11 protein-coding genes are annotated in these 15,315 nt (G+C 62.1%); 9 read left to right on the plus strand and 2 right to left on the minus strand.

Annotated features, from left to right (window positions below; genetic code table 11):
- Positions 1 to 330: 330 nt before the first annotated feature.
- From AB5Y97_RS02535 to AB5Y97_RS02565, 7 genes are all read left to right on the plus strand, one after another.
- A complete protein-coding gene (locus AB5Y97_RS02535; protein ID WP_234920617.1) occupies positions 331 to 732 on the plus strand; it encodes an NUDIX domain-containing protein in 402 nt (133 codons plus the stop codon).
- 132 nt (positions 733 to 864) lie between these two features.
- On the plus strand, positions 865 to 3,027 hold the full coding sequence (locus AB5Y97_RS02540; RefSeq protein ID WP_201947646.1) for an AsmA family protein: 2,163 nt from the start codon (positions 865 to 867) through the stop codon (positions 3,025 to 3,027).
- Positions 3,028 to 3,172: 145 nt separating this feature from the next.
- The gene (locus AB5Y97_RS02545) at positions 3,173 to 4,555 is read left to right on the plus strand and encodes a DUF3404 domain-containing protein (RefSeq protein ID WP_201947644.1); all 1,383 of its coding nucleotides are present in this window, start codon (positions 3,173 to 3,175) and stop codon (positions 4,553 to 4,555) included.
- Positions 4,552 to 5,199: a response regulator transcription factor gene (locus AB5Y97_RS02550; RefSeq protein ID WP_042018118.1), complete on the plus strand. Its 648-nt coding sequence runs from the start codon at positions 4,552 to 4,554 to the stop codon at positions 5,197 to 5,199. Before AB5Y97_RS02545 ends, AB5Y97_RS02550 begins: the two co-directional genes overlap by 4 nt.
- Entirely contained in the window at positions 5,196 to 6,029 is an 834-nt protein-coding gene (locus AB5Y97_RS02555; RefSeq protein WP_201947643.1) for a DUF2861 family protein, read from the plus strand. Before AB5Y97_RS02550 ends, AB5Y97_RS02555 begins: the two co-directional genes overlap by 4 nt.
- A 108-nt stretch (positions 6,030 to 6,137) precedes the next feature.
- Positions 6,138 to 8,339 (plus strand): glycoside hydrolase, encoded by a 2,202-nt coding sequence (locus tag AB5Y97_RS02560; RefSeq protein ID WP_201947640.1) that lies wholly within the window; start codon positions 6,138 to 6,140, stop codon positions 8,337 to 8,339.
- 78 nt (positions 8,340 to 8,417) lie between these two features.
- Positions 8,418 to 9,152, plus strand: a complete 735-nt coding sequence (locus AB5Y97_RS02565; protein WP_201947639.1) for an SDR family oxidoreductase — start codon at positions 8,418 to 8,420, stop codon at positions 9,150 to 9,152.
- A gap of 81 nt (positions 9,153 to 9,233) precedes the next feature.
- Here the strand turns inward: AB5Y97_RS02565 and glnE are convergent, their stop codons facing one another.
- Both glnE and AB5Y97_RS02575 read right to left on the minus strand, forming a co-directional pair.
- A complete protein-coding gene (gene glnE / locus AB5Y97_RS02570; protein ID WP_368157215.1) occupies positions 9,234 to 12,107 on the minus strand; it encodes a bifunctional [glutamate--ammonia ligase]-adenylyl-L-tyrosine phosphorylase/[glutamate--ammonia-ligase] adenylyltransferase in 2,874 nt (957 codons plus the stop codon).
- A 205-nt stretch (positions 12,108 to 12,312) separates the two neighbouring features.
- Positions 12,313 to 13,563: a methyl-accepting chemotaxis protein gene (locus AB5Y97_RS02575; RefSeq protein WP_005362726.1), complete on the minus strand. Its 1,251-nt coding sequence runs from the start codon at positions 13,561 to 13,563 to the stop codon at positions 12,313 to 12,315.
- 101 nt (positions 13,564 to 13,664) lie between these two features.
- Between AB5Y97_RS02575 and AB5Y97_RS02580 the strand changes: the two genes are divergently transcribed.
- Together AB5Y97_RS02580 and AB5Y97_RS02585 are read left to right on the plus strand one after the other, a co-directional pair.
- Positions 13,665 to 14,417, plus strand: coding sequence for a potassium channel family protein (locus AB5Y97_RS02580; protein WP_234920611.1), 753 nt, complete (start codon positions 13,665 to 13,667; stop codon positions 14,415 to 14,417).
- Between the two features lie 146 nt (positions 14,418 to 14,563).
- Positions 14,564 to 15,169 carry a TIGR04211 family SH3 domain-containing protein gene (locus AB5Y97_RS02585; protein ID WP_201947633.1) on the plus strand — a complete coding sequence of 202 codons (606 nt, stop codon included), beginning with the start codon at positions 14,564 to 14,566 and terminating at the stop codon, positions 15,167 to 15,169.
- Positions 15,170 to 15,315: the final 146 nt, after the last annotated feature.

Here is a 15,315-nt window from a genome sequence, read left to right on the forward strand (position 1 = left end):
GGTAGTGTGGCATTCGCCATGCGAGAGTAGGACACTGCCAGGCACCCAATTTAAGAACCCCGCTCATCGAGCGGGGTTTTTTATTGCCTGCAATTTATTAAATCGTCTGATAATTGTCCCGTTTTATTCCTCTCCCTTTGAATGCCTAGTTTTCCCCGTCGGTTTTACTCATAAAAAACGGTCACAACAGCGTAAAATGGTGCTTTATTTCGTCGGAGATAGCCCATGTTTTGTCCAAAATGCGGCGGTCAAACCCTGCAGAGCGTCAGCCCTAAAGAGCTTCGCTGTGGCTGCGGTTTTCATTTTTTCCAGAATGTGGCGACGGCTGTGATGGTAGCGCTTTGCTGGCAGGATGAGGTGCTGGTTGCGGTGCGTGCCGGCAATCCGGGCAAGGGGTTGCTGGATCTGCCAGGAGGATTTGTTGATCCCGGCGAGTCGCTGGAGGGGGCGCTGGTGCGCGAGTTGCAGGAGGAGTTGGAGCTCGATGTTGGCGCTCAACCTTTTACCTATCTTGGTTCATTCCCCAATATTTACCCCTACGATGGCATCACTTATCACACCTGTGACACCTTTTTCGCCATCAGGTTGAGTGAAAAACCGGTCATCCAGCCAGCTGACGATGTGGCCGCCTGCCAGTGGCAGAAGATCAGCGATATCCCCATGTCCCGCTTTGCTTTCGAATCGACGCGCAGCGCGATGGCGCGGCTGCAGCAATCCCCTTTGCAAGCCTGATCCCTGCTGATGACGATGGGGATTGGCTGCGACCATCCCTGTCTCATCCTTGTCCGCTTTTGTCCCGTAGACGCCATTCGTCAGACGGTGAGTGGTATAGTCTGCAGTGGATCCGGATTCAAGGAGCATATCGTGAAGAAGATAGTTCTCATCTTGCTCGGCATCGCCGTGGCGGCCTTGCTGGCCATCGTGACGTTGATAAGCCTTATCGACCCCAATCAATTCAAGCCCCAACTGGCTGAACAGGTGCGCAAGAGCACGGGCCGGGAGCTGGTGATGGCGGGGGAGATTGACTGGCGTTTCTGGCCGAGTCTCGGGCTCTCGCTGGAGAAGGTGGCTCTGCGCAATCCGGCCGGTTTTACCGAGCCGGATCTGGTTCGTTTCGAACAGGGGGAGGCCTCGGTGGCTCTGTTGCCGCTGCTCTCCCATCGTCTGGAGATTGGAAAGGTGACGCTAAGTGGCGCCCATCTCTTTATCCAGACCAAGGCGGATGGCAGCTCCAATCTGAGCGGACTGATCAAAGATGCCACTGCTGATGCAAGCGAATCGGTCGTCCCCGCAACCCCTGCCCCAACCGCTGATAGCAAGCCCTGGCAGATCAGCTTGCAGGGTGTCGCGCTCTCCCATGCCAGCGCGCTGGTACAGGATGATCGCAGCGGCACCTCGCTGCGACTGGATCGCCTCGATCTCGATATGGGGCAGCTGGCCACCGGTCAGTGGGTACCCGTGACGCTGGCCGCCAAGGGGAGTGCCGACAAGCTCGCTTTCAACGTTAAAGGGCAGACCCAGATCAAGCTGGCGCAGGAGGTGATGGCGAGTGAACTGAAAGACTTGAGCCTCAGTGGCAGCCTGAGTGACCCGTCCCTGCGACTCGACAGTTTCTCCATCAAGGGAGACCGATTGGCCCTGGGTGAGTGGAGCAACCTCACGTTGGCGCTGAAAGGGGCCAAGGTAGAGGGGCAGCAAGCTTCACTGGCTGGCTCGCTGGAAGGAACACTCAAGGGACGGCTCGATAAAGAGATGAAGCTGGCCGAGCTCTCCGATGTGCTGCTGACGGCAGCGCTGGAAGGTGATGCGCTGCCACGCCCGCAGATGAAGCTGAAACTGGCCGGGTTTGCCCGTGCCGAGCTCGACAAGCAGTTGATTACCCTGAGCAAGCTGGTGATGAGTGCCGATGAGGCGCTGCTGAGTGGTGATGGAACCGTGCAGCTTGGTGCCGTTCCGGCAATCACCTTCGATCTCAAGGGGGAGAAGCTGGATCTCGACAAATGGCTCGCCAAATCGGTACCGACCACACCAGCGCAGGCGAAAGAGGACAAACCGGCAGCCGGTGCTTCCAATGCCGCTGCAAGTGACAATAAAGCGGTAACCGGCAAGAGCCAAGCCCTCTCCGCGGTTGAACCGGATCTGGGCGCGCTCAAGGGACTGGATCTGGATGGTCGGTTGCAACTCGGCAGCCTGCGTCTGAAAGGGCTGGATCTCGGTGCTGTCGATCTGCAGGTGGTTTTGGCCAAGGGACTGCTGACGCTCAAACAGTTCAGCGCGACCGTGGCGGGCGGTCAGGTACGCGCGAAAGGGGTTCTCGACGCACGCCAGCAACCCGCCACCTACAAGGTGCACAAGCAGGTGGCCGGAGTGAACATTCGTCCCTTGCTGCAGACTCTGGCCCAGAGCGATCTGCTGGAGGGTAAGGGCGAGCTCGATGTGCAGGTGCAGGGGCGTGGTCTCTCTCCTCTGACACTGCGCAACGGAATGCAGGGCAAGGTGACCTTGAAGCTGAGCGACGGCGCCCTGCATGGCATCAACCTAGCGGAGATGATCCGCGAGGCGCGGGCCACCCTCACCGGCAAGGGGGCCGAGCAGGTGAAAGAGGCACGGAAGACCGACTTCAGCGCTCTGACCGCCAGCTTCCAGATTGCCGACGGCATCGCCCGCAGCAACGACATCCAGCTCTTTGCCCCGGCCTTGCGGGTCAAGGGCGAGGGGCAGACGGCGCTGGTGCCGGAGAGCCTCGACTTCCTGTTCCTCACCTCCATCGTCGAGAGCAGCAAGGGGCAGGGAGGCAAGGATGTGGATGAGCTCAAAGAGATCACCATTCCGGTGCGGATCGGCGGCCACTGGCAAGCCCCCAGCTATCAGCTCGACGTGAAGGCACTGCTCAGCAACAACAAATTGCTGGAGGAGAAGGCGCGCAAGGAGGCCGAACGCGGCCTCAAGAAGCTGCTGGGGGACAAGGCCGACAACGATGCCGTCAAAGGGGTGGCCGACCAGCTGCTCAAAGGACTGTTCAAATAGGTGACGGTTCATATGGGCTGGCGGGAGCCGCGCCAATGCCGTTAGCGGTTGACCGGATGTCAGCGCCATTGAAAAATGGCGCTGACATTTTTTATGGCGCAGTGACCTGCTGTGTCTTCATCCGGAGTCATCTCGAGTTGAACCCATGCGCCTGATCCTGCTGCTCTGCTCCTTGATCTGCTACGGCATGGCGTATCCCGTGCTGGCCGGGCCGCTGGCGGATCGTCTGGCGGGCGAGCTGGCCAGGCAGGTTCCTGAACATACGCTGCCCCTTGACGAGGTGCAGCGGCTCGACCGGCGCCTGCTTGCGCCCGACTCTCTTCATCCTGCCTGGCAGCGTTACCCGCTGCGTCAGTTGCAGGCCATCTATCGCTATCAGCAGGAGTGCGGGACAGAGAATGACTTGCCCGCCGAGTGGCTGCCACTGCTGCGGGCGCTTTGCGGCCAAAGGGCTACGCCCTCTATCCGCTGGTTTGCCGCTCACCCCGTCTATCCGTTGGGTGGCTCCAGCGCTGCCCGCTGGCTGGCAGGTCATCCGGCGGCCGGGCTCGACGCTCTGCTCCATGTGCGGGAGCGGCGAGATCAGTTGGGGCAGCTCGGTGAGCTCGGCGATGACAACCTCGACGCCCTGCTGCGGGGGGATCGCTGGTTGCTGCAATCGGGTCAGCTCTGGCTGCTTGCCGATGGGCAGTGGCGTCGTTATGGCGCGGGGCAGTGGCAGCCGCTGGCCGAGCGGCTCGGCGTGACGTTGGATAGCCGCACAGCTGGTACTTGTGAAGAGCGAGTCGGAGCGATCTGCTTCAATACTCGCCCCACGCTTGGTTGGCAGTGGCTGGCGCTGGCCAGCTCCCTTGGTTTCATCATGCTGCTGGGGTGGGCCAGCTGGCAGCGTTGGCGACTGCTGCGGGAGCGGCGCGTCGCGTTGCAGATGCTGACCCACGAGCTGCGCACTCCCATCATGGCGCTCTCCGGCATCAGCGAGGAGCTGCGCCACGATTTCGACCGGCTGCCCCCTTCCGCTCAGCAGAGCGTGGGGCAACTGCTGGGCAGTGTCGCCCGCCTGCATCAGCTGGCGCAGGCCAGTCGCCACTATCTGGCGGCAGAGACTCTGGAAGATGAGCGGGTGGCGGTCAGTCTCACCGAGTGGCTCACCCTGGCTTGCGAGCGGCATGACGCCACCTTCTGCCTTGAGCGGGAGATGACTCTGGCGCTCCCCTTCTACTGGCTCGATCTCGCCCTCGACAACCTGCTGCGCAACGCCAGCCAGCATGGCCGCGCACCGGTTCGCGTCTATGCCAGCTGGCAGGCGGGGCGCTTGATCCTCGTGGTCAGCGATGGCGGAGAGCTGCCAAATTACCGGCTCGCCACCCTGCTGCGCCGCGGTGCCCGTGCCGATGGTCTGGGGTTGGGGCTTGCCATCGTGCGCCATCTGCTGCGCCGTTTGGGCGGGCGCCTCGCCCTATCCGGCCCGCCCACTACTTTTACCCTGACGCTGCCCTGCCAACTCTGGAGCGACCCCAAATCATGAAGACCATCCTGCTTGTCGAAGACGAGGCGCTGCTGGCGGAGAACCTGCAACGCTATCTGACCCGCGAAGGGTATCGCTGCCTCTGGTGCGATACCCTGACAGCGGCGGAGCAGCAGTGGCTGGCGGCGGATCTGGTGCTGCTGGATCGCACCATGCCGGAGGGGGATGCTCTCGACTGGTTGCCCCTGTGGCTGGCGCGCAAGGCGCTGCCGGTGATCGTGCTCACCGCCAGGGTGGAGGTGAGCGATCGGGTGGCTGGGCTCGATGCGGGGGCGCGCGACTACCTGACCAAGCCCTTCTCCCACGACGAGCTGCTGGCGCGGATCCGGGCTCAGCTGCGCCAGCTGGGGGATGGCACTCAGGCGGTGGGCGGCTTGCAGCTCCACCCCGCCCGGATGCAGGCGAGCTGGCAGGATGCGGAGGTGAGCTTTACCCCCACCGAGTTTGCCCTGCTCACCCTGCTGGTGCGGATGGCGGGGCGGGTGCTGAGCCGGGAGGAGATCCTCAACCGGGTATGGGGCTATCAGGCGTTTCCCTCCACCCGCACCGTCGATACCCATATTCTGCAACTGCGCCAGAAGCTGCCCGGGTTGGCTATCGAGACGGTGCGCGGCATCGGCTACCGGCTGGAGGTGATAGCGTGAAGCGCACAACGCTGGCTGCGCTGCTGTTGGCTCTAAGCGGCGGCCTTCTGAATGCAGGCAGCGTGATGGCAACCGAACGCCTCTTGGAAACCGATCGCCCCGATCCACTGCAACCGGCTACCCTGGCGCTGTTGCTGGGGGATAACCGGCACGCCTGGCAATCTTTGCAGCAGGCATGGCCCGCCCTCACAAGTGATGCCGAGCGCCGTAGCTGGCAGGGGATGCTGGCCGCGCTGAGTGCCCAGCACTGCGGCAAGGATTTCCCGCTCACTCTGCCTGATGGGGTGAGCGAGCTGCGTCTTGAGCTGATCCAGCGCGATGCGCCGTTGCTGCGGGACTATCGGGTGCAGCTGACCGGCGAGGGGCCCATCGCCGCCGCTGAACTTGTCGATCCCGCTGGCCATGACCGGCTGGCTGGCGCCCAGTGGGAGGCGGAAGAGAACTCCGGAGTCAGGGTTGTCGGGGCCGATCTGCCGACGCCTTTACCTGCCGGACTCTATCAGCTGCGGCTGACGGTGGCGGGCAAGGAGTGGCAGGTGGCGTTGCCGCTGCCTGCGGTGCAGGATCTGGACTGGCTCTCCCGCTCGCCACAGGCGGTAGCCAATCCCCCCGCCAATCCCGCTTCGTGCACTCCGCTCTGGCTTGAGCAGACTGTGCTGGCCCGCCCGCAATACTCCCTGCTCTGGTGGCACCGGCTTGCGACTGATGAGCCGGTGAACTGGCCAACCGCTACGCCCGACAGTTGGCGTACCCTCTCGCTGGTGCAGACCAGCCAGCGCGGCCAGCTGGTGTTGCAGCTGAGTCACAGTCAGGCTGGGCCGGTGGACTAATGGTCGTCGTGATGGTCAGGTCACCGCAATCCTGACATTGGCCTGACAATCGCAGGCGGCCAATCTGCTGAAATGGCGATTCCCGTGTGTTATCAGGAATCACCGACCATGACTTTTCTTCCCGTGCTAACGAGCCGGATCCGCCCGCTGCTGCTGTTGGCGCCGCTGTTCTCCCTGCCTGCCGAGGCGCTGACCCTGGCCAACGATCAGTGGCGCATCGAGCTGGATCCCGCGACTCTGGCGGTCGAGGCTGTGCTGCCATCGGGCAAGCACCTTCTCATCTCTTCTCCCGGCCCTCGCCAGCCGGTCACCGCCTTGCAGCAGGAGGGGGAGCGCGCCAGCTGGCTGACCCGTGCCGATGGCGAGGTGCGTGCCTTGGCTCGCCTTGAGGGTAACCGTCTGATCCTTACCCTCAGCCGTGCGAGTGCTGGCGATCTGGTGTGGCCGCGGGTACCGGCAGGGGCGCAGGCGCTGATGCTGCCGATCCACGAGGGTTTTCGCATCCCGGTTGATCATCCCGCGTGGCGCAAGGCGCTGGCGCAGGAGTATCAGGGGATCAACACCACCGAGGATCTCACCCTGCCGCTGGTCGGGCTGGATTACGGTGATCAGCAGCTGGCGATCCTCTTTGCCAACCCCTTCAACAACCGGCTCACCTTTGCCCCCAAGCAAGATGGCATTGCCCTCACCGCGACCCATAGCGTCAATCGCCTCAATCTGGCTGACCCCTATGAGGTGGCAGTGTCGTTGCAACCGGGCAACGACTGGCTAGCGGCGGCCAAGGCCTATCGCAGCTGGTTGCAGGAGCGGGGCGAGCTGGTCTCGCTCGAAAGCAAGCTGGCGGCGGTACCGGATGGCAAACGGCTGATCGGTGCCTCTCACCTCTACCTCTGGGGCGAGCGACTGCTGGTGCCACAGGATGTGAAGAGTTGGCCCGCACTGCGTCGCCTGATCCCCGCCGACTGGCTCAAGGGGGAGAGCAAAACGGCGCTGCAAGCGCCCGATCTCGAGCGCAACAGCTATCTGCAAAACCGGGTGCTGACCGGAGTTGAGCAGGCGCTGGCGCTGCGCCATCCGGGTCAGCAACTGGCTGATTTCAAAGCCCGGTGCACGCTGGCTGCCACGCAACTGGGGGCTGCGCTCAACGAGCCAGAGAGCTGGGGTGATGGCAGCTCGGCCAAGATGATCGCCGCTCTCAAGCAGGCTGGACTACCAAAGCTCTGGCTGGGTCTGCCCCAGTGGACCGCCGGTTTTGCCGCGCCAGAGGGGATAGCGCTTGCCAAACAGGCGGGCTATCTCATCGCTCCCTACGACTCCTACGATACCGCGCTGCCGGAGGGGAATCGCCAGCAGAGCTGGCTCACCGCCCAGATGGGGCAGGATATTTACCTGCGCTGCGGCATCATGCAGGAGAACGGACGGCGCAAGAGCGGCTTTCAAAATAGCGGCGTCTACACCAATCAGGCCTGTGTGCGCCCGGTGATGGAGCAGCGAGTGCCCAAATTGCAGCAGGCGAGCCACTACAACAGCTGGTTCCTCGATGTGGCGGCGACCGGCATGGTGTTTGACGACTTCGACCCGGCCAAGCCGACCACTCAGGCGCAGGATGCGCAAAACCGGATGGCCGGGATGGCGTGGATTGCCAGGAGTCAGGGTGTACTGGTGGGCTCCGAGGAGGGCGGCGCTGTTGCCAACCGCACCGCGGCCTTTGCCCATGGCCCCCAGACCAGCGGCTTTGGCTGGCAGGATCCCGATATGCGCCGCAACAAGCGCTCTCCCTACTATCTGGGGGCCTGGTATCCCGAGTTTCAGCCCGCGTTCTTCTTTCGCCAGAGCCACCTAAAACCTGAGTATCAGGGGCTCTACTTCGATCCGGCGCTGCGGTTGCCGCTGCTCCAGAGCGTTTTTCACGACAGCATAGTGACCACCCACCACTGGACGATGGATAGCCTCAAGTTCAAGGAGAGCCGTCAGGTCACCGAGCTGTTGCAGCAGCTCTACAACGTGCCGCCCCTGCTCAACCTCAGTCTGGATAGCGCCAGCGCGCGCATTCCCTACCTCAAGGGGCTCGATGCCTTCTTCCGCCCGCTGCATGAGCGGCTCTACAACCAGCCGCTCACCGGTTTTCGCTGGCTCGATAAAAGAGGTGTGGTGCAGCAGAGCGAGTTTGCCGATGGCACTCGACTGATGGCCAACTTCGGCCCGGCCACCGAGTTGGCAGGGATAAAGCTGGCGAGCCAGAGCGTGCTGGCGCTGTTGCCCGATGGCAGTCAGCAGCAGTTTGTCTCGCAATCAGATGGAGCGCGTTGAAGTTGGAGCTGGTTGGTTTAGGTACTATCGTGGCGGGTAGCGATCGTGAAACTGATAGTGGAATAACAAGGATGTTCAATGAACAAACATGTGTTGATCACCGGGGGCAGTAGAGGAATTGGTGCTGCCACCGCCCGTTATCTGGCGGGGCAGGGATATAACCTTTGTATTAACTATCGGTGTGACCGGCAGGCCGCCGATGCGTTGGTGGCAGAGATTAAGGCTAACTTTGCTGTCTCCTGCATAGCCGTGCAGGCGGATATCAGCATCGAGGCTGAGGTGGTACATCTGTTTGAAGAGATGGACGAGCGACTCGGGGTGATCACTCATTTGGTGAACAATGCAGGGCTCTTGCAACCACAGATGAAAGTGATGGAGATGAGCGCTGAGCGCATCAACAAGACTTTGACCACCAATGTGACCGGCTATTTTCTTTGCTGTCGTGAGGCTGTACGGCGTATGGCTGTGGGCAGTGCCATCGTCTACGTCTCCTCGGCCGCTGCCCGTTTGGGCTCGGCAGGTGAGTATGTAGATTATGCCGCTTCCAAGGGAGCGATCGATGTGCTGACCAAGGGGTTATCGTTGGAGGTCGCGGCAAAGGGAATACGAGTCAATAGTGTGCGTCCCGGCTTTATCTATACCGAAATGCATGCCGACGGTGGTGAGCCAGACCGTGTCGACAGGGTAAAGGATCTGATCCCCTTGCAACGGGGCGGCCAACCAGCCGAGGTGGCGGCCGCTATTGCGTGGTTGTTATCGGACGAAGCCTCCTACGCTACCGGCACCTTCATCGATCTTGCCGGTGGACGCTAGAGCTTGATGCTACCGCTTATATCTGGATAAAGAAGGGGGCGCCCAAGCGCCCCTTTCTCGTTGAACCTGCTGTGGTTTATCTCACTCCCCCAGCAGCTTGTGCCAGACGCCGAGGACATGGCTGCGCTCACTCTGCAGCTGATCGTCGCTCACCTTGCGGGAGATCTCCGAGAGGTTGAGGCGATGGCCGAGGTTGCGGATCTCCAGATAGGCGTGCTTGAGCCCCTCCGCCTGCTCCAGCGTGAGTACCCCCGCCAGCACGCACTCATCGAAGATGCGCACGTTATCGGACCAGCGGGTGAGCGCCTCGGGTTCACCGCAGGCGTGGGCCAGCACCAGGTACTGGGCGATGAACTCGATGTCCACCATGCCGCCGGGGGACTGCTTGAGGTCGAACTCGCCGGCGCCCGCCTTGAGCAGGTGATCCCGCATCTTGTGGCGCATCTCGCGCACCTCGCGGGCCAGGGTCGGCAGTTCGCGCTCCTTGGCCAGCACGGCGCGGCGGATGCGGGCAAACTCGGCAACGATGGCGTCATCGCCATAGATGGGGCGGGCCCGCACCAGTGCCTGATGCTCCCAGGTCCAGGCCTCGTTTTGCTGATACTGCTCATAGGCCGAGAGGGACGAGACCAGCAGGCCGGAGTCGCCGGAGGGGCGCAGCCGCATATCGATCTCGTAAAGAATGCCGGACGGGGTGCGGGTGCTGAACAGGTGCAGGATCCGCTGTGCCAGACGCAGGTAGAACTGGCGGCTGTCGATGGGTTTGCGGCCATCGGTGTAGCTGTTGGGGTCACCGCCGTGCAGGAACACCAGATCGAGATCCGAGCCGTAGCCGAGCTCGATGCCGCCCAGCTTGCCATAGGCCACCACCGCGAAACCGCGCTGGCCGCTGGTTGCCACCTCGGGCGGCACCCCGTAGCGCTCGCTCATCTGGGCCCATGCCTGATTGACCACCTCTTCGGTGATCGCCTCCGCCAGCCAGGTGAGGTGGTCGCTCACCTTCATCAGCGGCAGGGCGCCGGCGATGTCGGCCGCCACGATGCGCAGCAGCTGCACCTGCTTGAACTGGCGCAGCGCTTCCATCTGCTGCTCCACGTCCTCTTCGGGGATGCGCAGCAGGAACTGGCGCAGCTGGGGCTTGTACTGATCGAGCGGGGTGGGGTGGTAGAGGTGCTGGGGATCGAGCAGCTCATCCAGCAGGATAGGGTAGCGGGCCAGCTGTTCGCTCACCAGATGGCTGGCGTCGCACAGCCGCACCAGCTGGCGCAGGGCGCCCGGATTTTCCGCCAGCAGTTGCAGATAGGCGCTGCGGGTGAAGATGCGGGTCAGCAGCTCGCATACCCGCTCGAACAGGCGGGCGGGTTGCTCACTGGCGACCACCAGCCGCAGCAGCTCCGGCATCAGCCAGTCCAGCGCGATGCGCCCCTGCGGCCCCACCTGACGGCGCTTGTACTCCTCCTTGAAACGCAGCAGGGCACCGCAGAGCGGGGCTGGCTCGACGACCCCTTGAGCAGTCAGCAATTTTTCCAGCTCGGCGGCGTCGAGCTCGGTGCGCCAGAGATCGAGCCAGAGCTGCTCCAGATGGGCGGGTGCCTCTTTCTCTTCCCCCACCACGGCGGCGAACTCCTGATGGACGGCGGCCATCTCCTCATCCAGATAAGCCATAAAGGTGCCCCAGTCGGCAAAGCCGAGGGCGGCGATCAGCCGCTGGCGATCCCGCTCCTCGGTGGGCAGGGTCTGGGTCTGTTGATCGCCGATCTCCTGCAAGATGTTCTCGACCCGGCGCAGGAAGCGGTAGGCCGTCAGCAGGCGGTTGCAATGGGTGGATTCGAGGGCGCCGCACTGGGCGATGGCGGTCAGCGCCTCTGGCAGATGGCGCACCCGCAGCGCCGGCTCACGCCCGCCGCGAATAAGTTGCAGCGCCTGGGCGATGAACTCCACCTCGCGAATGCCGCCAGCCCCCAGCTTGATGTTGCCCTCCAGCCCCTTGCGGCGCACCTCGGCGGCGATCATCGCCTTCATCTGGCGCAGGCCGTCGATGACGCCGAAGTCGATATAGCGGCGAAACACGAAGGGGCGCAGCATCTCGGCCAGCTCCACCGCATGTTCGCACTGGGGCCCCAGCACCCGCGCCTTGACCATGGCGTAGCGCTCCCAGTTGCGGCCGTGGTGCTGGTAGTAATCTTCCATGGCGGCGAAGGAGATGGCGAGCGGCCCCGCATCGCCAAAGGGGCGTAAGCGCATATCGACCCGGAACACCTGACCATCCTGGGTGGGCTGGTGGAGGGCGTTGATGATGCGCTGGCCCAGCTTGATAAAGAACTGCTGGTTGGCGAGCTCGCGCCGCCCGCCGACCGTGTAGCCGTTCTCGGGGAAGGTGAAGATAAGGTCGATATCCGAGGAGAAGTTGAGCTCACCACCACCCAGCTTGCCCATACCGAGAATGAGCAGCGGCTGCGGGTTGCCATTGCCATCCATCGGGGTGCCCAGCTCGCCACACTGTTTGGCGTAGAGCCAGTCGCGGGCGGAGCAGATCAGGGCATCCGCCAGTTTGGTCAGGTGGATAAAGCTCTCTTCCACCGCCGCGTGGCCCAGCAGCTCGCGCCAGGCGATCACCAGCATGCGGCTGCGGCGGAACTGGCGCAGGATGCGCTTGAGCGCCTCTTCATCGCTTACCTCGGCGAGCAGGGCGGTCAGATCGCGCTGGTAGGCGGGCCAGCGTTCGGTTCGTTCGAGATCACCGGAGGTGAGCAGCTCGGTCAGCAACGCCGGCTGTTTGAAGAGGGAGTCGGCGACAAAATCGGAGAGACCAAGCAGGGTCAGCAGGGTCTGGCGAACGGGCTCTGGCTGGTTGCCATAGTCGGGGGCCAGTTCGATCAGCCGTTGCCATTGGCGCTCGGCCTGTTCTTGCAGCAGGGGGGAGAGGGCGGAGAAAGAGGGAGAGTGCTGGGCCACGGTTGCCGTCCTTGTGGTTCACGACAGATGGTTAACGACACGAGGTTAACAACGCTGCCGGTTCAAAATGGTGGCTGCCAATCTAGCACTGTCAGGCCCCCGCGTCACAGCGCAGGGGCGAGAAGCATGATCCAGAAAGGAAAATGGGTTGCTGGTGGGGATATGAAGAAAGGCCCCTCAGGGCCTTTCTGTCTATGCGCTGTGGTCACGCCAGCTTGAAGGACTGGATCTGGCTGTCGAGCTCCTTGCTGTGCTGCTCGACCAGCTCGGAGGCCTCTTGCAGTTCACGCAGTACCACGACGGAGCCTTCGGCGATCTGCTTGACCTGTTCCAGATTGCCGCGCATCTCTTCGGCGACCGAGCTCTGTTGCTCGGAGGCGGCGGCGATGTGGCGGTTCATGTCGGCGACACCCTGTACCCGCTGTACTATGGTGGCGAGCTGGGTACCGGCCTGGGTCACCTGTTCCACCCCCTTGTCAGCCTGCTGTACGCTTTGGGCCATCAGCTCGCCAGCCTGATGGGCATTGCCCTGCAGCTGTTCGATCATCTTCTGGATCTCGACGGTGGCGGCCTGAGCCCGGTTGGCCAGTTCACGCACTTCGGAGGCCACCACGGCAAAGCCACGACCCGCTTCACCGGCGCGAGCCGCTTCGATGGCTGCGTTTAGTGCCAGCAGGTTGGTCTGCTCCGAGATGCCGCGAATGGTGTCGACCACAGAGCCAATGCGCTCGACCCCCTGTTCTACCTCGTTGACCACGGTGGCGGAGCGCTGGATGTTGCCGGAGAGGGTGTCTATGGTGCTGACGGTGTCGGCGACGCAGCGGCTCCCCTCTTCCGCCAGCTGGCTGGTTTCGGCGGTGGCGTGAGAGGCCTGATCCGCATGGGCGGCTACTTCGCGAATGGCGCCGACCATCTGGCTCATGGCGCTGGCCAGCTGTTCGATCTGGGTGAACTCTTCGTTGATCGCTTCGTTGGCCTCTTCCATGCAAAGGGTCACCTGGGAGGCGATGTCGTTGAGCTCCTTGCAGGCGGCGCGCTGGTTGCCAAACACCTCTTTGAGATTCTCCTGCGAGTGGGAGACCGCCTTGGCGATGTCACCGAATTCGTCACGAGACTTGAGCAGTACCTTGTGGCTGAGGTCCCGCTTGGCGAAGCGCTCCAGCAGGCCCACCAGATAGTGCACCTGCTTGACCATCAGGCGGGAGCCGGTGAGCAGCAGGATCACGAACAGCAGCCCCATGATGGCGGTCTCCATCAGACCGGTCCAGAGCAGGCGATTGGAGATCGCATCCGCCTTGGCGGGATCGAGCCCTTCGCTGAGCAGGGTCGCTTCCAGATTGTTGGCGTCAAACCAGAGTTTTGTCAGTAGCAGGAGGGTACTGAACACCATCAGCAGCACCACTTTGGGTACCAACCGGATGTTGCTCATTCTTTTCTCCAGCAGGTTCAGCTGCATTGTCATTCTCCTTTTAAAAGCCGTTTTTTCCTTTGCCCTCAGGACTATCGGCATTATCTTCTCTTTTATTAATTTGCACTGTGCTTAAAGTTGGAAAATGTATGCGACATCACTTAACTCATCTGCGGGCGATGGATCTGCTGATGGCATTTCTGTCGATTATCTCGGTTGTGCTGGTGACGGCCCGCTGGTGGGGCCATGAGAGCCTGACACCACAGACCCTGCAGCTCTTCTATGACCTCGACAGTCTGATCTGCTACTTCTTCCTCGCGCACTTTGCTTATGGCTGGCTCCGGGCGCCGGATCGTAAAGCTTTCTTCAAGACCAACTGGATCTATCTGCCGGGTAGCCTGCCGATGGTGGAGCAGCTGCGCTGGGCCCGTTTGCTCCAGCTGTGGCGGGTCTATCAGTTGTTCAAGGAGCACCCGGATCTTTGGGCCATGTTCCGCCGCGAGCGCAACGAGACCACCCTCTCCGGCATCCTGTTTCTGTTCTTCCTGCTGCTGGGGGTGGGCTCCGGCGTCATGTACTGGATTGAGTCTGGCCAGCCCGGCAGTCAGATTGAGACACCCTATGACGCGTTCTGGTGGACGCTGGTGACCCTCTCCACCGTCGGTTATGGCGATCTGGTGCCCAAGACCGAGGAGGGGCGGTTTGTCGCCAGCCTGCTGATCCTGTTCGGGGTCGGCCTGTTCGGTGCCATCAGCGGTTTTATGGCCAGCCTGTTTTTGCAGCCCAACAAGGGGGATGGCGAGACCGACAAGTGGCGTCATCACTACAACAACCAGCAAGAGGAGCTGCTGCGGGAGATCCGCGCCCTGCGCAGCGAGGTGCAGGCGCTGAAAAACAAGTGAGGCCGCAGACGGGCAAGTTGCGAGGTGACTCGCAACTCTGCGCGTATTATCCCGGGGGAGGTGCTTTTTCTTTGCTTGTCCTTTAACCTGCTGGCGGCTTAACATTCAACCTCTTGTCCAAACCTGAAAAAGAGAACCGATCGACCATGCGCGCCCTTCTCGGGATTTTGATCTGCTTGTGTGCCCAACAGGCACTGGCCGATACCCGTTATGTTTCAGACAACATCTTTACCTATATCCACAATGGTCCGGGTACCCAATACCGGATCCTCGGTAGCGTCAAGGCTGGTGAACCGCTGGAGGTAAAGGCGGTGAACGGCGAGGCCGGTTTCACTCAGGTGGTGGACGGTCGCGGCCGTGATGGATGGATCAAAAGCAGCGAACTGCAGAGCCAGATCAGCCTGCGCGAGCAGCTGCCGCAGGTAGAAAAGGAGCGTGACGAGCTCAAGGCCCGCCTGCAAAACCTCAACGGCGACAACGAGAAACGCTTCGCCGAGAAGGATGGCCAGATCGCTGCCCAGAGCAAGGAGATTGCCGCCCTCAAGGCTCAGCTGGCCAGCCAGGGTGAAGAGATGAACAATCTCAAAGAGCAGAACGATGCCCTGACCCAGAGCTACGACAACCAGGAGCACGACATGCAGATGGACTGGTTCATCCGTGGTGGTGCCATGGTTGGTGCCGGTATCCTGCTTGGCATTCTGTTGCCCATGTTGCCCCGCCGTCGCAGCCGTGGCGATCGCTGGATGAACTGACAGCCTCTGGCTGACTGAATTGATGAGAAGGGTCGCCGTGGCGGTCCTTCTTTTTTTTGGGCGCATTGGGGACATCCGCTATTGGGCGGGATGCGTGGCTGCTTTGCGACAGGGCGGGCGGTGGCAGATCGTATACAAAATGAAGT

Source organism: Aeromonas sp. R10-2, from assembly GCF_040908445.1.
Lineage (GTDB): Bacteria > Pseudomonadota > Gammaproteobacteria > Enterobacterales > Aeromonadaceae > Aeromonas > Aeromonas veronii.

What these genes read in the sequence shown, in the direction of transcription:
- AB5Y97_RS02535 (WP_234920617.1), top strand. Translation starts at nt 331, where the DNA reads ATGGTAGCGCTTTGCTGGCAGGATGAGGTGCTGGTTGCGGTGCGTGCC.
- AB5Y97_RS02545 (WP_201947644.1), top strand. Translation starts at nt 3,173, where the DNA reads ATGCGCCTGATCCTGCTGCTCTGCTCCTTGATCTGCTACGGCATGGCG.
- AB5Y97_RS02550 (WP_042018118.1), top strand. Translation starts at nt 4,552, where the DNA reads ATGAAGACCATCCTGCTTGTCGAAGACGAGGCGCTGCTGGCGGAGAAC.
- AB5Y97_RS02560 (WP_201947640.1), top strand. Translation starts at nt 6,138, where the DNA reads ATGACTTTTCTTCCCGTGCTAACGAGCCGGATCCGCCCGCTGCTGCTG.
- AB5Y97_RS02565 (WP_201947639.1), top strand. Translation starts at nt 8,418, where the DNA reads ATGAACAAACATGTGTTGATCACCGGGGGCAGTAGAGGAATTGGTGCT.
- AB5Y97_RS02575 (WP_005362726.1), bottom strand. Translation starts at nt 13,563, where the DNA reads ATGCAGCTGAACCTGCTGGAGAAAAGAATGAGCAACATCCGGTTGGTA.
- AB5Y97_RS02580 (WP_234920611.1), top strand. Translation starts at nt 13,665, where the DNA reads ATGCGACATCACTTAACTCATCTGCGGGCGATGGATCTGCTGATGGCA.
- AB5Y97_RS02585 (WP_201947633.1), top strand. Translation starts at nt 14,564, where the DNA reads ATGCGCGCCCTTCTCGGGATTTTGATCTGCTTGTGTGCCCAACAGGCA.